The sequence below is a fragment of the Parabacteroides gordonii MS-1 = DSM 23371 genome, from assembly GCF_000969825.1.
GTDB classification, from domain to species: Bacteria; Bacteroidota; Bacteroidia; order Bacteroidales; family Tannerellaceae; genus Parabacteroides; species Parabacteroides gordonii.
Map to the genome: position 1 here is coordinate 2,278,430 of NZ_KQ033919.1, position 24,664 is coordinate 2,303,093.

At 43.0% G+C, this 24,664-nt stretch carries 14 protein-coding genes; 13 read left to right on the plus strand and 1 reads right to left on the minus strand.

What is annotated here, in order from left to right; translation table 11 throughout:
* Positions 1 to 29: 29 nt before the first annotated feature.
* The 13 genes from HMPREF1536_RS08930 (at position 30) to HMPREF1536_RS28135 (ending at position 22,968) form a co-directional block, all read left to right on the plus strand.
* Positions 30 to 3,395, plus strand: coding sequence for a TonB-dependent receptor (locus HMPREF1536_RS08930; protein ID WP_028730050.1), 3,366 nt, complete (start codon positions 30 to 32; stop codon positions 3,393 to 3,395).
* Between the two features lie 14 nt (positions 3,396 to 3,409).
* Entirely contained in the window at positions 3,410 to 5,155 is a 1,746-nt protein-coding gene (locus tag HMPREF1536_RS08935; RefSeq protein WP_081693428.1) for a RagB/SusD family nutrient uptake outer membrane protein, read from the plus strand.
* A 32-nt stretch (positions 5,156 to 5,187) separates the two neighbouring features.
* A complete protein-coding gene (locus HMPREF1536_RS08940; RefSeq protein WP_157395740.1) occupies positions 5,188 to 5,646 on the plus strand; it encodes a DUF1735 domain-containing protein in 459 nt (152 codons plus the stop codon).
* Positions 5,647 to 5,746: 100 nt separating this feature from the next.
* Positions 5,747 to 7,783 carry a beta-galactosidase gene (locus HMPREF1536_RS08945; protein WP_028730047.1) on the plus strand — a complete coding sequence of 679 codons (2,037 nt, stop codon included), beginning with the start codon at positions 5,747 to 5,749 and terminating at the stop codon, positions 7,781 to 7,783.
* A gap of 438 nt (positions 7,784 to 8,221) precedes the next feature.
* Positions 8,222 to 8,800 carry an RNA polymerase sigma-70 factor gene (locus HMPREF1536_RS08950; protein ID WP_044193544.1) on the plus strand — a complete coding sequence of 193 codons (579 nt, stop codon included), beginning with the start codon at positions 8,222 to 8,224 and terminating at the stop codon, positions 8,798 to 8,800.
* A 76-nt stretch (positions 8,801 to 8,876) separates the two neighbouring features.
* Positions 8,877 to 9,851: a FecR family protein gene (locus HMPREF1536_RS08955; protein WP_028730045.1), complete on the plus strand. Its 975-nt coding sequence runs from the start codon at positions 8,877 to 8,879 to the stop codon at positions 9,849 to 9,851.
* Positions 9,852 to 10,060: 209 nt separating this feature from the next.
* Positions 10,061 to 13,276: a SusC/RagA family TonB-linked outer membrane protein gene (locus HMPREF1536_RS08960; protein ID WP_044193542.1), complete on the plus strand. Its 3,216-nt coding sequence runs from the start codon at positions 10,061 to 10,063 to the stop codon at positions 13,274 to 13,276.
* 12 nt (positions 13,277 to 13,288) lie between these two features.
* A complete protein-coding gene (locus HMPREF1536_RS08965) occupies positions 13,289 to 14,902 on the plus strand; it encodes a RagB/SusD family nutrient uptake outer membrane protein (RefSeq protein WP_028730043.1) in 1,614 nt (537 codons plus the stop codon).
* A gap of 78 nt (positions 14,903 to 14,980) precedes the next feature.
* On the plus strand, positions 14,981 to 15,268 hold the full coding sequence (locus tag HMPREF1536_RS28420) for an MGH1-like glycoside hydrolase domain-containing protein (RefSeq protein WP_081693427.1): 288 nt from the start codon (positions 14,981 to 14,983) through the stop codon (positions 15,266 to 15,268).
* 16 nt (positions 15,269 to 15,284) lie between these two features.
* A complete protein-coding gene (locus HMPREF1536_RS08970) occupies positions 15,285 to 17,141 on the plus strand; it encodes a glycoside hydrolase family 127 protein (RefSeq protein ID WP_028730042.1) in 1,857 nt (618 codons plus the stop codon).
* A 19-nt stretch (positions 17,142 to 17,160) separates the two neighbouring features.
* Complete coding sequence (locus tag HMPREF1536_RS08975; RefSeq protein WP_028730041.1) at positions 17,161 to 19,200, plus strand: beta-L-arabinofuranosidase domain-containing protein; 2,040 nt, start codon at positions 17,161 to 17,163, stop codon at positions 19,198 to 19,200.
* A gap of 154 nt (positions 19,201 to 19,354) precedes the next feature.
* The gene (locus HMPREF1536_RS28130) at positions 19,355 to 20,827 is read left to right on the plus strand and encodes a glycosyl hydrolase (RefSeq protein WP_225607970.1); all 1,473 of its coding nucleotides are present in this window, start codon (positions 19,355 to 19,357) and stop codon (positions 20,825 to 20,827) included.
* Positions 20,755 to 22,968, plus strand: coding sequence for a glycosylhydrolase-like jelly roll fold domain-containing protein (locus tag HMPREF1536_RS28135; RefSeq protein ID WP_225607969.1), 2,214 nt, complete (start codon positions 20,755 to 20,757; stop codon positions 22,966 to 22,968). The genes HMPREF1536_RS28130 and HMPREF1536_RS28135 overlap by 73 nt, the downstream gene beginning before the upstream one ends.
* Positions 22,969 to 23,044: 76 nt before the next feature.
* Here the strand turns inward: HMPREF1536_RS28135 and gadC are convergent, their stop codons facing one another.
* Positions 23,045 to 24,604, minus strand: a complete 1,560-nt coding sequence (gene gadC / locus HMPREF1536_RS08985) for a glutamine/gamma-aminobutyrate antiporter GadC (RefSeq protein WP_028730040.1) — start codon at positions 24,602 to 24,604, stop codon at positions 23,045 to 23,047.
* Between the last annotated feature and the right edge of the window lie 60 nt (positions 24,605 to 24,664).

Here is a 24,664-nt window from a genome sequence, read left to right on the forward strand (position 1 = left end):
AACCACATTTTAAATACACATTCCGTATTATGAAATTAGTCTTCGTGTACCTCTTTATTTTCGTATCCGGGGTATTTGCAACGGAAGCGACTTCACAAACAACCAGAGTGTCTATTGTCGCAAAGAATATTTCGACGCAGGAGCTCATGCAGGAGATCGAAAAGCAGACAGATTACCTGTTTGTATACAACAAAAATGAAGTGAACCTAAATCGTAAAGTAACTATTCAGGCAACCAACCAAACAGTTATTGAAGTCCTGAATAAAGCTTTCAGTCAGACAGATATCGCTTTTGCTATGGAAGGTTCAAATATCATGCTAATGAAAAAAGAGTCGAAAGAAACTTCTCCTTCTATCCAACAAAAAGGACGTACCATTAATGGAGTAGTTACAGACGAAAAAGGTGAAACGATTATCGGAGCCAACGTATCGGTAAAAGGAACAACTATCGGCACAATCACGGATATAGACGGGAAATTTACCCTGGATATACCGGAAGGAGCAAAGCTCCAGGTTTCTTATATCGGCTACCTGACTCAGGATATCACAGTAGGAAACAATACCTCTCTTAATATAAAACTCCTTGAAGACACACAGAATCTGGATGAGATCGTAGTTGTCGGATATGGTGTACAGAAAAAGAGCAGTGTATCCGGAGCGATTGCTACAATCGCACAAAACGATATTAAGAAAGCGGCAACATCGAATTTAAGTGATGCTTTGGTTGGACAGATGCCCGGCTTGATCGCTGTAAACGAATCCGGAAAACCTGGTTCCGGTTCCAAACTTCTGATCCGTGGACAAGGAACCTGGAATAATAGTGATCCGCTGGTAATCGTCGACGGTATAGAACGTGACTTCAGCAATCTCGACCCGAATGAGGTTGAAACGATCTCCGTCCTGAAAGATGCAGCAGCAGCTGCCGTCTATGGTGCACGCGCTGCTAACGGAGTTATCCTGGTAACAACCAAGCGAGGAAAAGACGGAAAACCTTCCGTAAAACTGGATACTTATTACGGACTGAAAAACGTAACACGTTACCCAGATCTGGCTACCCCTTATGAATGGGCTTCTACCCGTAACAAGGCATACCTGATGGATGGTGTCAGCCCTAACGATAACCGTATTTTTACTCAGGAACAACTGGAGAACTTCAGAACAGGTGGACAGGGAACAGACTGGTATAAAGAGACATTCAATAAAACAGCACCTCAGTATTATGCGAACCTCAATTTATCGGGAGGATCGGAAAAAGTAAAATATTTTGTTTCTTTAGGACACCATTCGGAAGATGGCCTGATCGACAATTTCAACTACAAGAAATACAATTTCCGCTCCAACATCGATGCGAAGGTAACCGAACGGTTCACCATCTCGGCCGATGTAGATGCCAGTACCAGAACTTACAATAGTCCGGGATGGAAAGCAGAAGATCTGTTTCATTACGTAGCTCGTCAAAATCCGACACTTCCGGCTTATCACCCGAACGGTTTACCAGCCAACACAAATGGCGAACACTTACCGGAAATGGTTCACAGTTCGGGTAATAATAAAGAAACTTACAATGATTTCCGTGTTACCTTTAAAGCTGACTACAAAATCCCCGGAATTGAAGGATTGGTGGCTAGAGGGATGTTCTCCTATGGCAAAAACTATATGTATAATAAGAAGTTCTTTATTCCATACTCGATGTATGACGTTAACGAGAACGGAGATATCACGAACACAAAAGTAGTAGGAGAGAAAACGAAGCTGGATGAAAAATTCGATCAGGGTGACGGTTATACTTACAATGTCTCCTTAAACTACAACCGCACATTCGGTAAACATGATGTAGGCTTCCTGTTCCTGTATGAACAAGAGTCTTCCAAAGGCAATGAGTTTTCAGCTTTCCGCACCAACTTTGTTTCCAATTCGGTACCACAGCTTTCTGCCGGTGGCGATGCAGATAAAACAAACGCAGGTAAAGCAAATGAGTGGGCACGCAACGGTCTGGTCGGACGTATTAATTACGCATTCGACTCCAGATATATGTTTGAAGCCTCTTTCCGTTACGACGGATCCATTACATTCCCCAAAGGACACAGATATGGATTCTTCCCTTCAGTTTCCGGAGCTTGGAGAATATCTAACGAAGCGTTCATTAAAGACAACTTCTCCTTTATCGATAATCTTAAGTTAAGAGCCTCATACGGAACATTAGGTAACGACCAGGTAAAACTATGGCAATACATGTCTGAATTTGTATATTCGGATGTAGCAACCATAGGTGGGAAAAATACCAACAGTATTGCCGTTTACAAAGATTTATTCCCTAACCCTAATATCACCTGGGAAAAATCATCCACTTTCGATGTCGGGCTCGAAGGTATGTTATGGCAAGGCTTACTGAGCTTTGAACTCGACTTCTTCTCCAAAAGAACCAAAGACATCTTAGCTCCTCAGATCAGGACGATTCCAGAAACATTCGGAGCCACACTGCCTGATGTTAACTATGGTATCCTGGATAATAAAGGGATAGAAATAGCGGTCAGCCACTCACATAAGATTGGCGACTTCACTTATAAAGTAGGTGGAAACTTCAGTTTCGTCCGCAATAAAGTAATCAAGTTTGATGAGAGTGAAAGTACTCCGGATTATTACAAAGTCGTTGGCAGGCCATTTACCCATACACTAAGTACCAGCGGTGGAAAAGTATCATTAATGGATAAGACAACGGAGAAAATTGGCCGTCCTTATGCCGGACTTGTCGGCATGAAAGCGATCGGTATTTTCCAGTCACAGGATGAAATCGATGCCTGGCCGAAGCAGTTCAATGGAGGCCAGAAGCCGGGTGATGTTAAATATGCAGATGTAAACGGTGATGGAATGATCAATGAAAATGACCTGATTGTTGTAGACCGCTACGGCTCAATTCCTGAAATTATTTACGGATTCAATCTTGCATGCGGATGGAAAGGTTTCGAATTGACGGCTTTATTCCAGGGGGCAGCTCATAAATCCATCATGCTGGAAGGATACGGAACTACCATGTTCCTCGACGGCTCAAGTAACTATTACAGCTATTTGTCAGACGGCTCATGGTCGCCCGAAAATACAGGAGCCAAATATCCGCGTGCCTATGTAGGAGGAAACAGCAATAACAACCGTGCATCGAGTATATGGATGAAGAATGGTAACTACCTGCGTCTGAAAAATATTGAATTATCATATACTTTCCCGAAATCGATATTAGAGAAAACGAAAGTTATCAATGGATTACGATTATACATTAACGGCACGAACTTATTAACGTTCGATAAGTTGGATATCATGGACCCGGAAATGACTGGCGGTTCCGCCCAATATTATCCGCAACTGAAATCAGTAAACTTTGGTCTTAATTTCACATACTAAATAAAGAAGGAATCATGAAAAAATATATTCTATTATTAAGCGTAGTTTGCATGTTTTCATGCAACGACCTGTTTGATAAAACAAACCTGGAGTCTATGGGCTCTGATATTGTCTGGAAAGACCCTCTTCTGGTTGAAAGTTATGTAAACAACCTATATGCAAAATATCCCAGCTGGAGCCGTGAAGAAAATGACTTCACGGATGAAGCCAGAAACGGATACCGTACACATAAGGCATGGAATGTAGTAAAAGGAGAATGGGGATTGGAAAGTAATCCGATGGAATACTGGGCTTACAGTTATATCCGCAAATGTAATGAAATACTGCAGAACATCGATGATGTAACAATGGATGAAAAACTGAAAGACAGGATGAAAGGTGAAACGCTTTTTTTCAGGGCTACCGCTTATTTCAAGATGGTGATCCGCTATGGCGGCGTACCTCTAATCCTGGAACCTCAGACCTTTGACTCGGAAGATCTCTATCCCAAAAGAGCCAGTGTCGACGAAATATTCGATTTCGTTACAAAAGAATATGAAAAAGCAGCAGGCTTCCTTAGTGAATTTAAAACACAGGATAGCAATAACTTCGGACGTGTAACCTGGGGAGCCTGTAAAGCGATGGAAGCGCGCGCTTTTTTATTCTGGGCCAGCCCATTGTATAATACTTCACAAAACATGTCCCGTTGGGAAAATGCATCCCAATTAAACAAAGAAGTAATAGACAGCGGACTATACGAATTAAAAGAGAATGCCCGTGATCTGTTTCTGGATTACCAGTCACCTGAAAATATCTTTGCAGTCTACTACAAAATGCCTGAACGATATAATGGAGTAGACGCCATGTGTAAACCGCTTGGTATCGCAAATGGGGATGCAGCTCATTGGGGGCCGCTACAGGAACTGGTTGATGCTTTCCCAACAATAAATGGCTTGGATATAGCAGATGACAGTACCTATGACCCTACTAATCCATACGCAAACAGAGATCCCCGGCTCAATGCCTTTGTGGTTGTCAATGAAACACAATATTGCGGCCGTACCCAATATAGTTATTTCGACCTGGGGACGATCGATCCTTCTTTCCCCAAAGAGGAAGCAGACAGATACAAATCATGGGAAGCCAAAGGAGAATTCCAGGATGCTGCCGGTTCCGCACACAATTCCCTTACTTCTTATCTTTGCCGTAAGGTAATTAAAGAAGATCTACCCAAGGACGGTTATTCTTATGGTTGGGGTAGCGAAACTCCATTTATTGAAATCCGTTTAGGCGAAGTTTATCTTAATTATGCGGAAGCTTTAAATGAACAAGGCAATATCAACGGGGCTTGTGAACAACTAAAAATAATCCGTCAGAGAGCTGGCATATTGAATCCGGAAGTACCGGCAAAAAACAAAGCCAGTAAAGAAGCACTTCGCAAATTCATCCAGAACGAACGTTATATCGAGTTATGCTTCGAGCAGAAGCGATACTGGGATTTACGGAGATGGAAAATAGCGACAAACCATCTCGGAGGACAAAAATTCTCCGGCATGAAAATATATCTGAACTTGTTGAATAATTCAGATATCATATCTTCTGAACAATACAAAAAAGCATCTTTCACCGAACAACTGGATATGCTAAGAAAAAGCTGGACATACGAACGTTATACAGTGGACGAAGCGCCCTATGTTTTTGATGAGAAAATGTATTTTATGCCTATCCCACGAAACGATATGGAAACAAATCCGAATCTGGAACAAAACAATGGTTGGTAATCGATTTGACAGAATAATAAAACTAAATGACGATGAAACATTTTATATATACTATATTTGTATGCCTGTTTGTATTAACGGGTTGTGACAATGAAGAGCCTGGTTACGGATATAAAGATCCGGTCGTATATTTCTCTAGAGCAGGCATTCTGGAAACAAAGATCACCGGCAGTGAAATACCGGTATCCGTTTATTGCAGCGGGAATCCGGATCGGGGATCGGTAACAGCATCTGCAGCAGTAGAGAGATCTCTATACGACTCTTTTACGGGGAAATCGGAATATCAATTAGTTCCGGAAGGCTTCTATACCGCCTCTTCGTGGACAGTCGATATACCTAAAAAAGAACAAATAGGAATATTCAATATCCCTATACAGGCTTCTGTCTTAGGTAAAGGGAAATATGTATTGCCATTGAAGCTTACGGACTCGTCTCCTTTCGAACTGCTGAAAGATAAAGACATATTATACCTTACATTCGTAATAGAATAGGAAATACCAAGAATTACCTGCCTTACTTTAAGACAGGTAATTTTTTTATATGAAAATACTAAATCTCATAATCAAAGGCAACACCTTAAAACTCAATATCATGAAGACAAAATTATTTCTTTTCTTATCTATCTTCGTCCTGTCCTCGACAGAAATAAATCTTTCTGCCCAAACTCCCTCAACGATCGGCCCTTCCGAAAATTCAGGGAAAACATTAAGAAGGAGCGAAAGCTTCCTGGGATTTCATTTTGATTTTCATGCAGGTATGGATTGTCATGAAATTGGTAAAAGGCTCACAGAAGGAATGATCGACTCCCTGCTTATCCTCACTAAGCCTGATTACATACAGGTTGATTGCAAAGGCCATGCCGGTTATTCCAGTTACCCGACCCAGATAGGTAATCAGGCTCCCGGTTTTGAAAAAGATATTCTGGATATATTCCGGAAAGTAACCCGAAAACATCATGTAGCCTTATATGTGCATTATTCCGGTGTGTGGGATACCCGTGCCATGCAATTACACCCCGAATGGGCCATTGTTCATCAGGATGGTTCTTACGACCGCGACAAAGCAGCTTATTTCGGCCCCTATTCTGATAAGCTCCTGATCCCACAACTAAAAGAAATAGCGGCCAAAGATATTGACGGAGCATGGATAGACGGCGATTGCTGGAGTGCCATACCCGATTACTCACGGTATATGCAACAATTCTATACCACTGAAACCGGCAAAAAAGCAATGCCTAAAAAGGGAGAAGAAGGGTATGAGGAGTTTCTGGAACTAAACCGGAAAGCCTTCCGCATATATATGAAAAAATATATCGATGCCATACATCAGGCTTACCCCGAATTTCAGATAACAAGTAACTGGTCATACTCATCCATGATGCCCGAAAAGATTGATACTCCCGTAGATTTTCTCTCCGGTGATGTAGCTGGCAGGAATGGGGTATACAGTGCAGCCTGGGAAGCCCGTTGTCTGGCTTTACAAGGAAAGCCCTGGGATTTAATGTCATGGGGATTTAACTACAATCAGGGGTTGCCTTCTTCCAAATCACTGGTTATGTTACAGCAGGAAGCAGCAGAAGTGATCGCCATGGGCGGAGGTTTTCAAACTTATTATCAACAAAACAGGGATGGTTCATTAAAAACAATCTATTTTGATCAAATGGCAGAACTGGCCTCCTGGTGTCGTGACAGACAAACATTTTGTCATCATAGCAAACCTATACCACAAATAGCCTTATGGTATTCCACACATGCTTGGAAAAAAGCTCAATCAAGCTTATATACCAGCGAACAGAGTTGGCGGATGGCAGAAACATTAAATATGTTACTGGATGGCCGACAGACTGTCGAAGTACTAATGGATCATTACCTGAAAGAGCATATAAACGAATATCCGTTAGTTGTTTTACCAGAATGGGCAGAGATCGGTACGGAGATGAAAAAGATCGTCCTTCAATATGTTGAGAATGGAGGAAACCTGCTTATTTCAGGGGTTGAGGCAAGCCAGGCTTTCGCAAATGAAATAAAAGTCGAATTGACAGAGTATCCGCAAAACAGCAATGTATTCCTATTTGCAGATAATGAATCAGCGGCATTGAATACTCGGTGGCAAAAAGTTATTCCTTCAAAAGAGGTCGTTTCTTTCGGCGTTATCAAAACATGTGATGATCCGAACTATGGTAATGAATCTTATCCGGTAGCTACCATAGCTCCTTATGGAAAAGGGAAAATAGCTGCAATATACTGTGATCTGGCTGAACCTTATCGCTCAAATCGTTCCTCGAATGTCGCTGCGATCTTCAATTCTTTAGTAAGAACCTTACATCCGGAAGCATTAGCAACCCTAGAAGGCAATGGCCGTATGCACCTTGTATTAGCTCAAAAAGAGGATAACTGGATTGTCAACATCATTAATATCGACGGAGAACATAACAACAGCCAGGTCTCGGTCTACGATACGGTTCTACCAACAGGCTCCGTCGAGTTAGTAATGAATACAAACAGAATTATAAAAAAGGCAGTCCTTCAGCCGGAAGGAAAAAGACTATCCATAAAAAAAGAAAAGGGAAAATACATTATTCCCGTTCCGCCTGTCGCCATTCATAGCATAGTGGAACTATCCTTCTAAATAAAAAATTATTATTAATCTTTATCGGGTTCATACTGATCTGTAATAAGTATGAACCCGATATTTTCAACTATCATTTTGACATTAGTATAGCGACTAATTGGGATTAATATAGCGGGTAAATGAAATTAGTATTGCGACTAATATTTTTTAACATATCATATAGACAGGTACAAAACAAATTATCTATCAAATTGTCTTTTCGGTAAATTGAAATAATCAGATGAGAAATAGACATAGTTCTAGAAGAACTATTGTATTTTATTCAGTGCAAATATAATCTATTTATAGTATAAGTGGTTAATATTGTGCACTAAATCCGAGAATAGAAAAAAATGAATATATAGCAGAATAATTCTACTAAAATACCTATATAACAGACAATCAATATAATGCCGTATCGCTTAAGATTGAGTTCTTCTAGAACAAAGTTAACTTATGGCAACAGAAGCATTGACTGATCAAAAAGAAAATATCAAATTTGAAGATATTTATCTTTCTTACTTCTCCAAAATGAAGTACTTTGCCCTGGAGTATGTTATACGAGAAGAAGATGCAGAAAATATCGTTCAGGATGTATTCACCGAACTTTGGGAAAAGAAGGAAATGCTCTCTATGCACATAAACCTGGTTGCATATCTATTCACTACAGTCAAGAATAGATGCTTAAACCACTTACGCCACAAAACAATCGTTCAGGAAACAGCCACTCTGATACAAGAAGAATATCTTATCACGCTACGAATGAACCTGAACTCATTAGAGGCATTCGATCAAAATTTATTCTCTGATCAGGATATTGAGAAACTAATAACGCGTGCGCTCGATACCTTATCTCCCAAATGCAGAGAAATATTTGTTATGAGCAAAATAGAAGGGAAAAAGCAGAAACAAATAGCTGCGGAATTGAATATATCAATCAATACCGTTGAAACTCAGATAGGTATAGCCTATAAAAAATTAAGAACAGAACTAAAAGAGCACCTTCTCTTATTCATATTTTTCTTCTATCTTTAAAAAATACAGAAAAACAGGGTTCGTCCTTTAGCGGATTTTTTCGGCATAGGTGTTTACATTATAACAAGCCGATCATATGGACGAACAAATAAGAAAATATTTCCAGGGAGAACTTGACGCAACCGAAAGGTTGAAATTGCTAAGACAAGTTGAATCCGACGATAAATTGAAAGAACAATTTATCGAGTATAAAAATATGTATGCTTTATTATCCCTCTCTAACGAGGTAAATGATAAAAAAGCAAATCAGGACGGATATATTCGCTTCAATACTAAAATCAAAACGAGAAAAATTAGACGACTATTATTAAAAGCAGCAAGTTGTGCCGCTATCGCAATATTATTAATAGTATCAACCTATTGGGTTACCGTCAATCATCAGTCAACCATGTCTTCAGCTATTGCAGACAACAGACTATATGTACCTGCCGGTCAGCGGGTCAAATTAACATTGCAAGATGGGACAGATGTATGGTTAAATGCACAGACCACATTAGTCTATCCGGCCGTCTTCTCTGATAAAGAGAGACGGGTATCCGTTGAAGGAGAGGCATTTTTCGATGTTGCCAAAAATGCGGACAAACCTTTTATCGTTTCTTCACGAGGAATAGATATGAAAGTATTAGGTACTAAATTCAATGTACACAGCTATCCCGGAGAAAAAGATATTCAGACGAGTTTGATAGAAGGTTCCTTACATGTCTATTTTTCACGGCCGGATAAGAAGGGTGTTATTCTAAAACCGAATGAACAGGTAACAATAAAGAATGGAACCATGAAAGTCGGTTCTATCCCACATTACGATCACTTTTTATGGAGAGATGGCATCTACAGCTTTGAGAACGAGCTACTTTTTGATATTCTTAAAAAGTTGGAACTCTACTACGACGTAAAAATAGAGGTGAAAGATCCTTCCATATTCAAATGGGAATACACCGGAAAATTCCGTCAACGTGACGGAATCGATGAAATTCTCCGTATGATCCAAAGGATACACAAATTTAACATCGAGAAAAACGAAAAAAACAATATTATCACTTTAAGTAAATAAAATGTATAACCCCTAAATAGTAATGCCTATGATAAAATCCATGTAAGAAAATAACGGCAGATGCTGTAACATCCGCCGTTAATAAACTAAGTAAACATCAAGTAGTTAATTTTAATATTCACCTAATATTCAGCAAAGATATGAAAAGAAAAGCTTTGTTACCACTCTTTACTGTAGATCATAAACACATTAAAGAATATTACAGAATCATGAAAATATCACTGTTTATACTTTTCGCCTGTGTGTTTCAAATGGTCGCTGTCAATTCAGAGGCACAAAATACCATTATAAAACTTGAAACAGACGTACTTTCCATCGGTCAGCTTATCAGCCAAATAGAAAAGCAAACAGATTATCTGGTTGTATTCAGGAACCGGGAAGTTGATACTGAACGTGCAATTACCGTACACAAAAAGTCCGGTAAAATAATCTCTTATCTGGATGAAGCTTTTAAAGGAACCGACATCTCCTACGAGCTCGATAATAAGTACATTTTATTATTAAAGAACAAGAGTACAGACAAATCGGAACTCATCAATCAGCAAACCCGAAAAATAACGGGTACGGTTACTGACTCCAATGGAGAACCCATTATCGGTGCTAATGTCGTTATAAAAGGTACCACAACAGGTACTGTCACCGATTTTAACGGGAAATACACATTGGAAGTACCACAAAGTGCCGTTTTACAAATTTCCTACATCGGTTATTTGACAAAAGAGTTTGCTATCAATAATAACAAATCGGCAGACATTAGTTTGATAGAAGATATGCAAAGCATTGATGAGGTAGTAGTAGTAGGTTACGGTACACAGAAAAAAGGAGAAGTTGCCAGTTCTATTTCCACAATCAAGTCTGATAACTTTGTTAAAACTCCAACGACAGATGCTGCCCAATTAATTAAAGGCCAGGTTCCCGGTTTAAGCATTATCATGCCGGATGCCAACCCAACATCGACTTCACAAATCTCACTGCGTGGTATCACGACCTTAAAAGCCAGTGCCAGCCCGCTAGTATTGATCGATGGTATCCCGGGGGATCTGAATTCGGTATCTCCCGATGATATAGAACAGATCGATGTATTAAAAGACGGATCGGCTGCAGCTATCTACGGAACACGCGGTACAAACGGTGTTATTTTGATCACCACCAAGAATGCAAATGGAGAAATGCCGACAGAGGTAGATGTTAATGCGTACATTTCAACTCAGCAGATAACAAAGACCCTTCCGTTTATGAACGCGGAAGAATATCGCCAGCGCGTTAAGGAAGGATGGCCGGGCGGTCAGGATGACGGTGCTTCTGTCGACTGGTTGGATGAAATTACCCGAACTCCCCTTACACAGATTTATAATATCAATCTACGTGGTGGCAGCCGTACGACAAATTATGTTGCCAGTTTCGAATACAGAGGGCTGAACGGTTTAATTAAGCGGACAAACAACCAGATGTTCTATCCGCGTATTGAAGTAACACACCGGATGTTTAACAACAAACTAAAACTGAATGCCAGTTTAAGTGGATATAAACAGACTTATTTTTCCGGTTCAGATGGTGGCAGTTATAACAGTGAAGTATATAGAAATGCGTTGATATATAATCCTACTACACCTGTATATGATAAGGAAGGCAATTATTCCGAAAGTTCTAAAAATGAATATTACAACCCTGTTTCACTATTAAATGAAGTAGAAGGTGAAAACCAGGCCACAAACTTAAAAATGTTTGCCAATGTGACTTATTCCCCGATCGAAGGATTAGATATCAAATATCTGTTTTCTTCAAACACTTATAATCAAACCAGAGGATATTATGAGACTCAAAAACATAAATCCAGCTGGCGGGATGGTAAAAACGGGTATGCTTCACGTGGTGCAACACGGAGTACGGAAGATTTGTCGGAATTAACCGCTCAATGGAGAAAAACATTGTGGGAAGATCATTCATTCACCTTGCTAGCGGGCTATAGTTGGCAGAAGACAAATTATCAGAATTTCTATATGCAGAACTTCAACTTCCCTTCTGACGATTATACATACAACAATATGGGGACAGGCCAGGCTTTAAAAGATGGACGAGGAACTGAGTACTCAGAGGCTAATGAAAGTAAACTGATCGGTTATTTCGGTCGTTTGAACTATAGCTACAAAGGTAAATATATGTTTGCCGCAAGTATTCGCCATGAAGGTTCTACCAAGTTTGGAGCCGATCATAAATGGGGTAATTTCCCCTCTGTATCCGCAGCATGGAATATAAAAGGAGAAAACTTCTTAATGGATATAGATGCGCTGTCTATCTTGAAATTACGTGCCGGATACGGAGTAACAGGTACAGTGCCGACTGATCCCTACATGTCACTAAACACATTGAACTTTGGTACATATGTTTACTACAACAATGAATGGATCAAGACTATCCGACCGGATTCAAATGCCAACCCCGATCTGAGATGGGAAAAGAAGAAAGAGATCAATGTCGGTTTAGACTTCGGCTTCTGGAATGACCGGATCACCGGTAATATCGATTATTATAATCGTAAGACAGAAGATCTATTATGGGATTATGACGTTCCTTCCCCGCCTTACTTATTCTCCAATATGGTGGCGAATGCCGGTTCAATGAGAAACCAGGGTATAGAAGTTGGCGTCACAGTGATTCCCGTACAGACAAAAGATTTCCAATGGACAACATCCATGAACTATTCTACAAATAAAAATGAATTGTTGTCATTGTCAAACGACCAGTTTATTTCAAGTGGTTATTCTGACCAGGGATCAACAGGAGAACCTTTGCAGACAACTACCCACCGTATTCAGGAAGGTCAGCCTATCGGTAACTTCTGGGGATATAAGAGTATCGATATCGATGAAAACGGCCATTGGATCATTGAAGGAGCGGACGGTAACCCCAAGTCAATCTCAGAACAACAGCCTACAGATAAACAAATCATCGGTAACGGCCTTCCCAAGCATTATCTGAACTGGAACAATTCGTTATCATGGAGAAACTTCGATTTCAATGTAACGATGCGTGGTGCTTTCGGTTTTGATATTTTGAATATGCCACGCTTGCAGTATGAAGCTCCGGTTATGTTAGCCAGAGGAAATGTCCTGAGTGCCGCTTTCGATAAAAAATTCGGAAAAGTACCTTTGGCAGCCGATCAGGAATTACAGTATGTCAGCTATTATATTGAAAAGGGAAATTACTGGAAAATCGATAATGTAACCTTAGGATATACTTTTAAGTTTAATTCATGGATCAAGAATCTAAGACTCTATGGAACGATATCCAATCTGGCAACTATCACCGGTTATTCCGGTATCGACCCGGAAGTCAGTATCAGTGGACTGAATCCTGGTGTGGATAACAAAAACCGTTATCCGTCTACACGAACCTATACTTTAGGAGTTTCCGTTAAATTTTAATGCGCAATAAATATGAAAACCTATATAAAGTTATTTTTAGCACTATGTTGTTCAGGCTCCATTTTATCCTGCAGTAACGATTTAGATGAAAAGGTTTATTCCAAGATCACTGAACAAACATACAATTATACAACTGAAGATTTTGTCCCCTCTGTGGCCAGCATTTACAGTTATTTACGCAGCTCCACCGATCATTGGGGATATTTTGCAGCTCAGGAAGTAGCAGCCGATGCCATCGTTATGCCGCCAAATGCATCCGGATGGGATGACGGTGGAGTCTATCGGCGTATGCATTATCAGACATGGAACTCTGAGCAGGATCATGTTAAAAACATTTGGTCCTGGTTCTATCAGGGCGCTTTACTTTGCAACAAAATAATCGAACAGATTGAAACAGGAGTACTTCCTGCTCCTTCTGATGCGGAAAAAACAGTAGGATTAGCCGAGTTACGAGCCATGCGAGCCTATTACTATTGGCAAATATGTGATAATTTCGGTGATGCTCCGTTAGTAGTCACTACCGCAATGGATCTGCCTGCTAAAAACACACGCAAAGAAATTTTTGACTTTGTCGTTAAAGAACTGCAGGAAGTTATTCCTTCATTGAGTGAAGAACAAAATGGCAATAATTACGGTCGAATGACCAAATGGGCAGCCAAAGCTCTTCTCGCCAATGTATATTTGAATGCGAATGTTTATGTAAATGAAACCCATTGGGATGAGTGTATCCAACAATGCGATGACATCATCAACAGCAACCGGTTCGCATTGTCGGAAAACTATAAAGATCCTTTCCGTACAACAGGTGTAGAAAACTCCAAAGAGGTTATATTCACAATACCTTTTGATGAAAACCTGGCAGGAGGACAAAGTATCTTTATGTTCTCCTGGCACGGCGAACTAAAGAAAAAATATGAAACGGAAGCAACTCCGTGGGGATGCGGTTCTGCAATGGGAGTCAGCCAGTTTATCGATACCTATAATGTGGAAGATTCCCGTTTGGCAGATTCCTGGTTGATGGGACAGCAACTAGCAGCCGACGGTTCCATCTTATACGGTACCTATGACAAAATGGGAGAACCTCTTATTTATACCAAAGACTTACCGGATGGTAACTACACCAGTGAAATGGAAGGATATCGTATGAATAAATTCGAAGTGGCCAAAGGCTCACAAAGTTCATCCGGTACAGATGTCCCCATATTCCGTTATGCTGAAATATTAATGATGAAGGCAGAATGCCTGTTACGTTCGGGAAAATCGGGGGCAGGTGCACTGGTAACAGAAGTTCGTAAACGGGCTTTTAAAAACAATCCTGAACTGGCGACTGTAACAGATGCTCAACTAAGAGAAAACTCCTCTTACCAGTATGGAACCGTACAAAACTACAAGATTGTCGATAAGGGTAACACCGATCCTGTTGAGTTTGGCAGAATGTATGATGAGTTAGGCTGGGAATTTGCCTGGGAAATGCATCGAAGAAGAGATGCCATCCGCTTTGGTGTATTTACCAAGAAAAGTTGGCTATCACACAAACCTCAAGGGGATTATAGAACTGTATTTCCTATACCGGAAAAGGTGTTGACTTCTAATCCAAACCTGGAACAGAATCCCAGCTACAAGTAAACAATCCATAAATACCTAACATTAATACAGGCTCCCCGTCCATACAAAAGATGGGGAGCACTAAACTCTATTGCTTCCATGAATAAATATATTGTATTCATTGCGTTACTCTTATGCAGTCTGGTACGGCCTCCTGATACGATCAGTCATGAGTGTCAGTGGAATGGCCCATTCTGGCCGTACGCCACATCCATGACATTAACGGGTTTGGCCAATTTATTAAATAATCAGGAGCAATCCTTTATTTGTTCACGCGATTATGTAACTTTACTTTCTGTTTATGCGCGAAGCCAATATAGACAGAGCGTTGACGGCAAAAAGGTAATTTCTTCTCCTTCATTGAAGAAACTAAGTTGTGAATTATAACATTAAATTTAAGACCATGAAACAGTATCTCGTATTGTCTCTAGCTTGTTTGGCTTTATGGGGATGTGCCGAACAAAAACAAATAGCAGATCAGCCCCGTTTGAAAATGATAGACCAAATTGACTTCTCCCATGTCCACATACAAGACAATTTCTGGTCTCCGCGCTTAAGCAAGCATATCTCGGCTACACTGCCCGTTTGCATCGATCAGATAGAAAATCAAACAGGCCGTATGCAGAACTTCGTCAATGCATCTAAAGGGGAAGGAGAACATTCCGGAATCTTTTTTGACGACTCGGATGTTTATAAAGCGCTCGAGGGAATAGCCTACAGCCTGATCAATAACCCGAACCCGGAATTAGAGAAGAAGGCTGACGAGTGGATCGATAAGATCGCTGCGGCACAACAACCCGATGGATATATCAATACATATTATACACTGACCGGACTGGATAAACGGTGGAAAAATATGGATAAACATGAGATGTATTGTGCCGGACACATGATGGAGGCTGCTGTAGCTTATTACCAGGCTACCGGAAAACGGAAACTACTGGATGTAAGTACACGGATGGCAGACCATATGATGAGCTTATTTGGCCCGGGCAAACGCCATTGGGTTCCGGGGCATGAAGAAATAGAGCTGGCACTCGTAAAACTTTATCAAACCACTCAAGAGCAAAAATACCTCGATTTCGCGAACTGGCTATTGGAAGAAAGAGGCCATGGGCATGGAACCAAAGGCGACGAAGGCAAATGGGATCCTGCTTATTATCAGGATGTCCTTCCTGTCCGGGAATTGACAGATATCTCCGGCCATGCCGTTCGTTGCATGTATCTTTATTGCGGAATGGCCGACGTTGCCGCACTAAAGAAAGATACCGGCTATGTAGCTGCACTAGATCGCTTATGGGACGATGTAGTCCTGCGCAATATGTATGTGACCGGTGGTATCGGTTCTTCCAGACACAACGAAGGATTCACCGAAGATTACGATCTGCCGAACCTGGATGCCTATTGCGAAACCTGCGCATCCGTCGGTATGGTCTACTGGAACCAACGAATGAACCAGTTCACGGGCGATTCCAAATACGTAGATGTGCTGGAACGTTCCATGTACAACGGAGCATTAGCCGGTGTATCCCTGGCCGGAGACCGTTTCTTCTATGTCAACCCGCTGGAGTCGAAAGGCGACCACCACAGACAAGCCTGGTACGGCTGCGCCTGCTGTCCAAGCCAGATTTCCCGCTTCCTGCCTTCTATCGGCAATTACATTTACGGAACTTCCGACAAAGCATTGTGGGTAAATCTTTATATGGGAAATACGACACAAATCCAGATCGATAATAAAGAGGTCACTTTAAAACAGGAGACTAACTACCCGTGGGACGGACAGGTTAAACTAACGGTTACATCTGCACAGCCATTGAATAAAGAACTCCGCATCCGTATCCCAGGATGGTGCAAAAACTATACACTATCAGTAAACGGCAATCAGGTAAAAGCATCGACCGATAAGGGATATGCAGTGATCAAAGACTGGAAATCCGGTGACCGGATCGACCTGAATATGGAAATGCCGGTAGAGATCGTTTCTGCCGACCCGCGTGTAAAACAGAATATCGGTAAACGAGCCATACAACGTGGCCCGCTGGTATATTGCCTGGAAGAAATCGACAATCCTAAAAACTTTGCCAACTCCAACCTGACAGCCTCCACCTCTTTCGAAGTGAAAGATGAACCCGGCAAGTTGGGCGGGATTAAATCGGTAGAAGCAACCACCGGTGATCAGAAACTCTCTTTAATTCCTTATTACACATGGGATAACCGGGATGCCGGAAAGATGGAAGTATGGATCGACTATAAAGAGTAACTACTTAACCTAAATAATCATGAATATACTAGCAAAAGCATTTATAGCCTCTTTCGCATCCATTGCGATCGCTTCGGCTGCCCCTGTTGGAGAAGTGTCCGTATCAGGGAATTATCAAAACAACCGTCAGCCTTTGTTGCAAAAAACTTATATAGAGTTACCGTTGGGAGCGATAAAAGCAGAAGGCTGGATGCAGGAACAATTAGTTCGTATGAAAAACGGGATGACCGGCCATCTGGACAAAGTCTATGAGAAAGTAATGGGTTCCCGCAACGGATGGCTTGGCGGCGATGGCGATGTATGGGAACGTGGCCCTTACTGGATCGACGGGCTCCTGCCTCTGGCGTATATACTGAACGATCAGGCTCTGATCGAAAAAACAAAGCCCTGGGTGGAATGGACGCTGGCTTCACAAAAACCGGACGGATACTTCGGGCCGGATACCGACCGGAGCTACGAACCGGGACTTCAGCGTGATAATGCCCGCGACTGGTGGCCTAAGATGGTTATGTTGAAAGTCATGCAACAATACTATACAGCCACAAATGATACCCGTGTGATAGACTTCATGACAAAATACTTCAAATACCAGTTAGCTGAATTGCCCGTAAACCCGCTGGGAAAATGGACATTCTGGGGCGAACAACGTGGTGGAGACAACCTGATGATCGTTTACTGGCTCTACAATATCACCGGAGATAAATTCCTGCTCGATCTGGGCGAACTCATCCACAAGCAGACGTTTAACTGGACTGATATCTTCTTAAACCAGGATCACTTGTCGCGCCAGCACAGCCTGCATTGCGTCAACCTGGCACAAGGTTTCAAAGAACCCATCGTCTATTATCAGCAGAATAAAGACCCGAAACAGATACAGGCCACTAAAAAGGCGGTACACGATATCCATAATACGATCGGGCTACCTACAGGATTATGGGGAGGTGACGAGTTACTGCGCTTCGGAAAACCGACAGCCGGCTCCGAACTATGTACAGCTGTAGAGATGATGTATTCGCTGGAAGAAATGCTGGAAATAACAGGTGATGTACAATGGGCCGATTATCTCGAACGGGTTACTTATAACGCATTACCCACACAGGTAACCGACGATTATTCCGCCCGCCAGTATTATCAGCAAACCAACCAGGTAGCTGTAACCCGCGACTGGAGAGAATTTTCCACCCCTCACGAAGATACCGATATATTGTTCGGTGAACTAACCGGTTACCCCTGCTGCACCTCTAATCTTCACCAGGGCTGGCCTAAGTTTGTCCAGAACTTATGGTATGCGACAGCCGACAACGGAATTGCAGCCTTGGTATATGCGCCCTCTCAGGTATCCGCTAAAGTAGCCAATGGCATCCAGGTAAATATAAAGGAAGAAACGGCTTATCCTTTTGAAGAAACGATCCGTTTCCATGTCTCTTTTGCAGACAAAAAGGTAAAGCAAGCCTTCTTCCCTTTCCATATCCGCATACCAGGCTGGTGTAAAGAACCTGTTATCAAGCTGAATGGTGAAGTCATTTCCGCCGACACCTATCCGGGTGCTGTTGCAAGAGTGAACAGGGAATGGAAAAACGGTGATGTCTTAAGTGTGGAACTTCCTATGGAAGTAGCTGTAAGCCGGTGGTATGACAACAGTGCCGTCGTTGAACGCGGCCCACTGCTGTATGCACTAAAGATGAATGAGAAATGGGAAAAGAAATCTTTTGAAGAAAAAGCAGCCGGTATATATGGCAAATGGTACTACGAAGTAACTTCGGATACTCCCTGGAACTATGCACTATCAGGCCGTTCACTTTCAGCAGACCGGATTAAAGACGCTTTCAGCGTAGAAAAGTCATCTACCGTTCCTGCCTATCCGTGGAATGTAGAAAATGCCCCTGTCCGCATTAAAACAAAGGCAAAACGGTTAAACGGCTGGACACTGGTACGGGGATCTGCCGGGCCTATCGCCTATTTCACACAACAAGGTTTGGATTTCAGCGATGAAGAAACGATCGAACTGATACCTTACGGTTGTACAACGCTCCGTATTACCGAATTTCCGGTAAGATAACAACACTTTAAGCCACCTTCAAATAAAAGAAGGTGGCTTTTTCTTTTATGATCAGCATAAAGCCAAAATGCATAACAATAATATCAGAATTGAAACATTACTCTCCTGATTAGTAAGTACTTTTGTTCCATTACAGATTATAAACTGATCAGCCATGAAAAAACTCTTTATTTTAACCTTATGTGCTTTATCCCAACTTCTTTCCGCCCAGGTAAAACAATTACTTCCGGGACATCCGGATCGTTCTGCCAAAATAGATTTGAAAAGCGGTTTTACAACGCCGCCTAAAGGATACGGTGAAGTACCCTTCTACTGGTGGATGGGAGATACATTGACCCGGGAGCATCTTACCTACCACCTGGATCAAATGGCAGCCAAGAAGGTAACCAGCCTACAAGTTAATTATGCGCATTCAGACAAAGGAGGAGTCAGTTACGGCCTGACTTTCCCGTCCCGTCCGGCTCTTTTTACAGAAGAATGGTGGGATCTGTTCGGCTGGTTTATGGGAGAAGCCAAAAAGCGGGGCATGACCGTCAGCCTCAGCGATTACACACTGGGAGTCGGACAAGGTTCTTATGTGGATGACGCACTGAACGAAAATCCGGAACTGAGAGGAGCCGAACTGAAATTCGAGAGTGATACCATTCAGGGAAACTACGATAAAACATGCCGGAATAACCTGCTTTCCCTATATGCCTATCGATTGGGAACAGACAGTAACATCATAGAAAACTCCGGTATCGACCTGATCAAGGAACTCACAAACAACAGAATACAATGGCATTCGCCGGAAGGTAAATGGATCGTAACCCAGGTGTACAGTGCCGAGAAGAAACCTTCGCTCGATCCGATGCATCCTCTCTCCGGTAAAAGCTATGTCAAACATTTCTTCCAGCGGTTTGAAGACCGTTTCCCCGAACAATCCAAAGGCGGACTGAACTTCTTCTTCTCCGACGAACTGAACTTCAACCTGCAGGGCTGTATATGGAATTCAGTCTTCCGGGACGAGTTCCGGAAACGGAAAGGATATGATGTCGTCCCCTACCTCGCCGCCCTCTTTACCGATATCGGTTCGATCACCCCGAAAATACGGTTGGATTATAACGATGTAATGGTCTCCCTCAGCGAAGAAAACTTTTTTATCCCCGTATACCAATGGCACGAAGACCGCGGCCTGATCTACGGTTGCGACCACGGCGGACGCGGAAGGGATGTGAGCGAGTTTGGCGATTACTTCCGTACCCAGCGATGGAACCAGGCACCGGGTTGCGACCAGCCCGACTTCTCGAAAGACATTATCAAGAATAAAGTAGCCTCTTCCATCGCCCATCTTTACGAGCGTCCCAGGGTATGGCTCGAAGGTTTCCACAGCAGTAAATGGGATAGCAATACGGCCAGTGTCATCGACGCGATCTTTTCAAATTTCGCGATGGGACAGAACCTGCTCAGCCTGCATGGTTTCTATTACAGCACGGTAGGTGGCTGGTGGGAATGGGCTCCGCCCTGCAATCACACCCACATGCCCTATTGGGAGCAAATGGGGCCGTTACTGGAATGTTCCGAACGTCTGAGTTATGTGCTTCCCAGGGACATCACCGGGCTGATATTGCGCTCCTATACCCGGTAGAACCGGTAGTGGCCGGATACGGTAACGAGTCCGTGCAAAAGGCATTCAGCCTGGGCGACTATCTCTATAAGAAAGGTATCGACTTCGACTTTATGGATTACCAATCGCTGGATAAGGCAACTGTCAAGAACGGGAAACTCCATATCTCCAGGGAAGAGTTCAAAGTCCTTATTATCCCCTCTATGAAAGCCATCCGCCATTCTTCCTTGGAAAAGGCGCTGAAGTTCAAACAAAACGGAGGTATCGTCATCAATCTGGGTGATCTGCCCGAAGCAACGGAAAAGAAAGGGCTGAATGACGCCCGCGTAAAAACAGTACTCGACAAACTATTCAAAACAACTGGTAACAATGCCTTTATCGCAGCCGATAACCAGGAGGTGCTTCATATGCTCGACTCGCATCTCACCCGCGACTTCCGCATTACTTCCCAACAGGATAACCAGGAAGTACCTTATATCATGCACCGGAAAATAGCAGGCAAAGACCTCTACGCCGTCTATAACGTACCGAAAGATACAGAATGCTTTTTCCGTGCGACAGGTAGCATAGAACTATGGGATCCGTGGACTGGAACCTCCCATGAAATATCCGCCTCATCCGTTAACGGCGAAGGTACCTGTATCCGTATGCCGCTCAACAAACAGGATATGCACCTTTTTGTATTCGACCCGACAAAAAAAGCAACGATCTCCACACCGGCAGAACGCAAAGTTGTTGAAACAGTCGTTCTCGACGGTGAATGGTCATTCGAACTCAAGCCCAGCCTGAACAATGAATTCGGTGATTTCCATTGGCCTGCCACCCCGGAAATGCTGGGTGCCTATATCTATAAAGCCCGTTACAACCAGAGTTTCACACCGACAGATGGCTGGCAATCCCCCTCTTTCGACGACAGCGACTGGACTGCCCAAACTTTTACATTCGGCTCCCGTTTCATGTTGCTGGAAGCGACTCCTGATCTGTCGGAAGAACTTATTTTCAGCAATCTGCCGGGAACGTCCACCGGTGTCGTTGCCGATAACAAAGAATACCGGTGGAAACCCTATGAATACTCCTGGCGCTGGGGAGTAGAGAACGATTACGGCCATCAGGGATGGCACGGTCTGAAAGCAACCGTACATGATGAATTTATCCGCCTGGGAGAACTCAAACAGGAATTCAGGGAAACCAAACGGGTAGAAGATCCGAGCGGCAACAAAAACTATTATCTCTATTCCAATGTATTGGCTCCGGAAACAGGGATGTACCAACTCTCACTCGGAGAACTGAAGCCGGCTGCCGTCTATATCAACGGCAAACGGATAAAAGACCTGTCGGCAGGCATCGCCCTGAACGAAGGGCCGAACGAAGTCGTACTGCATTATGATACGTTCGGCATTACCTGGTGTGTCATACGCAAACAAGGCGACAACCCGCGTGTAATTAAAGAACTAACAACCGAAAAACCGTTGGCAACGAACTTCAGAGGAGATTTGTCGATACTACCGTTCGACACCCGGGCAACCAGAAGGACGACCTACGGACAATACCGCTTCACATCGGCTCCGGGACTCGAAAAGTTCGTATTCTCCGCCTTTGGAAAGCCCGAAGTCTGGGTAGATGGAAAAGCCTGCCCGCTGACCACGACAGGAAAACGCCCCGATGGTTGCATCACGTACGAAGCGACAATCGCGACCCCCAACAAACGGATATCCACAGTAGCTATCCGCATAGAAGAAGAGTGGGGTAACACAGGAGGAGCCGCCATAGACGGCCCGATCAAACAAATATGCGGAGAGGGGTTGATCTCCATAGGCGACTGGTCACGGATAGAAGGTATATCCACCTATTCCGGTGGTGCCCGGTACCGTAAGAGTATCCGACTGACGGAACTAAAAGACGGCCAGAAGGCATTTTTAAACCTCGGCAAAGTCGTTTCGACAGCCGAAGTTCGGGTAAACGGCAAAAAGGCCGGATTGAAGCTGATAGCCCCCTGGCAATTCGATATAACAGACCATGTAAAAGTCGGAGACAATGAGATAGAAGTGCTGGTACATAACACGGCAGCCAACTACTATCTCTCCGTCCCGACCCAATACCGCGGAGACACGGCAGCCGGACTTTTGGGTACCGTCTCGGTAGAAATCACGGACAGTAAATAAAGACAAATAAGGGACAGAACCGTTCAGGTTCCGCCCCTCTTTTTAATAGGTAGAATAGAAATTACATAAGTATTTATTATGCTTGTGTATTATTCGTCGTAGTCGTATTTGTTGTTGCGTTTGTACTATTTGTGTTGGCAGTCGGAGTAGCAGCAGTTGTACCGGCAACAGGAGCCTGTACTTTTGCTTCTTCCCAATGGAACGGTTCGAACTGTGCGTTCGGATCGACCCACGATGCTTTCTTAGAAGCAAAGATAATGAACGGAGCAGCCACAACAACAATAGCACCGATAATCAATACGGCAAACCAGACAGTATTACTACCGACAGAGATCTGACTCGGTGGAATAAAGCTCAATATAAACGCCAGTAAAGATCCGCAGAAACCAAGACCACCGATAAACCACATCAATCCGTTACCACTTTTACCGATACGGAACGGACGGTTAGCCTTTTTCATCCGGTAACGCAAAGCAATAGCGCCGGAGAACATCAGCAGATACATCACCAGGTAAAGGATCACGGTCAACTGTGACAGGATCTGGTAGAAACTCTGTACGGAAGGCATTACCACGAACAGTAAGCTCAACAGAGTAACGGCACATCCCTGTACCAACAAAATATTTTTCTGTACCCCGATCTTATTTGTTTTCTGGAAGAAAGGAGGCAGATAACCGGCCTTACCCACTGTAAAGATACCTTTTGACGGACCGGCAACCCATGTCAATACACCGGCCAACACACCGAATGCCAAAGCAACGGCAATGATCGGAGACAACCAGGAAGCATGGATAAATTTAAAGTAATTGTCGAAGCCGACCAACAAACTCTGTGTCAGGTTAATATCCTTTTCTGGGATAATAACACCCAGCGCAAAAGTACCCAGCACAAAGATAACAACAGTGATCAACGCACCGATAAATACAGCTTTCGGATAGTTCTTGGAAGGATTATCAACATCCTTTACGTGGATACCGCCCATCTCCATACCTGCATAAAACAGGAAGATACTGGAAGCAAGCACCAGATTATCGAACTTAGAGAAATCGGGGAAGAAATTACCGTGGAAGTCCATGTTGGAATGACCGCCCATAGACAGGTAAACAATTCCGAGAATGATCAACAAGGCAGCGGGAAGGATCGTACCGACGATACCACCTACTTTAGCCACTTTACCAACCCAACTCAAACCTTTCAATGAAATAAAGGTAGCCAGCCAGTAGATGATCAACACCACAGCTAATGTGTACATTTTGTTTGAAGCCAGTGTCATGTCGTGTGCATCGTTCATCCCGATAAAGGCGATGGATACAGCACCGAAGGTCAACACAGTCGGATACCAGATCGTACTTTCAATCCACTGCACCCAAATAGCGAGGAAACCCCATTTCTTACCGTAGGCCTCCCCGACCCATCGGAAAACCCCACCTTGTTTATCCTGGAACATGGCCGCCAACTCAGCTGCCACCAACGACGTCGGGATCAAAAAGACAATTGCCGCAAAGAGATAATAAAAGGCTGAACTCAATCCGTATACAGCCTCGGCTGGTAGTCCGCGGAGAGACACTACCGCCGTAACATTCATAATCGCAAGAGTAAAAACTCCAAGTTTTACTGCTTTTCCTACATTTGCCATGAATTTACTGTTTAAATGTGAATTTTGTATTGTTTAGTTTCGCTTTAAATATGACAGTAA

Bases quoted from the DNA above. Each gene is read 5' to 3' on its own strand.
- HMPREF1536_RS08960 (WP_044193542.1), top strand. From the start codon at position 10,061: ATGAAAATATCACTGTTTATACTTTTCGCCTGTGTGTTTCAAATGGTC.
- HMPREF1536_RS08935 (WP_081693428.1), top strand. From the start codon at position 3,410: ATGAAAAAATATATTCTATTATTAAGCGTAGTTTGCATGTTTTCATGC.
- HMPREF1536_RS28130 (WP_225607970.1), top strand. From the start codon at position 19,355: ATGAAAAAACTCTTTATTTTAACCTTATGTGCTTTATCCCAACTTCTT.
- HMPREF1536_RS08955 (WP_028730045.1), top strand. From the start codon at position 8,877: ATGGACGAACAAATAAGAAAATATTTCCAGGGAGAACTTGACGCAACC.
- HMPREF1536_RS08940 (WP_157395740.1), top strand. From the start codon at position 5,188: ATGAAACATTTTATATATACTATATTTGTATGCCTGTTTGTATTAACG.
- HMPREF1536_RS28135 (WP_225607969.1), top strand. From the start codon at position 20,755: ATGTTCCGAACGTCTGAGTTATGTGCTTCCCAGGGACATCACCGGGCT.
- HMPREF1536_RS08970 (WP_028730042.1), top strand. From the start codon at position 15,285: ATGAAACAGTATCTCGTATTGTCTCTAGCTTGTTTGGCTTTATGGGGA.
- HMPREF1536_RS08945 (WP_028730047.1), top strand. From the start codon at position 5,747: ATGAAGACAAAATTATTTCTTTTCTTATCTATCTTCGTCCTGTCCTCG.
- HMPREF1536_RS28420 (WP_081693427.1), top strand. From the start codon at position 14,981: ATGAATAAATATATTGTATTCATTGCGTTACTCTTATGCAGTCTGGTA.
- HMPREF1536_RS08975 (WP_028730041.1), top strand. From the start codon at position 17,161: ATGAATATACTAGCAAAAGCATTTATAGCCTCTTTCGCATCCATTGCG.
- gadC (WP_028730040.1), bottom strand. From the start codon at position 24,604: ATGGCAAATGTAGGAAAAGCAGTAAAACTTGGAGTTTTTACTCTTGCG.
- HMPREF1536_RS08950 (WP_044193544.1), top strand. From the start codon at position 8,222: ATGGCAACAGAAGCATTGACTGATCAAAAAGAAAATATCAAATTTGAA.
- HMPREF1536_RS08965 (WP_028730043.1), top strand. From the start codon at position 13,289: ATGAAAACCTATATAAAGTTATTTTTAGCACTATGTTGTTCAGGCTCC.
- HMPREF1536_RS08930 (WP_028730050.1), top strand. From the start codon at position 30: ATGAAATTAGTCTTCGTGTACCTCTTTATTTTCGTATCCGGGGTATTT.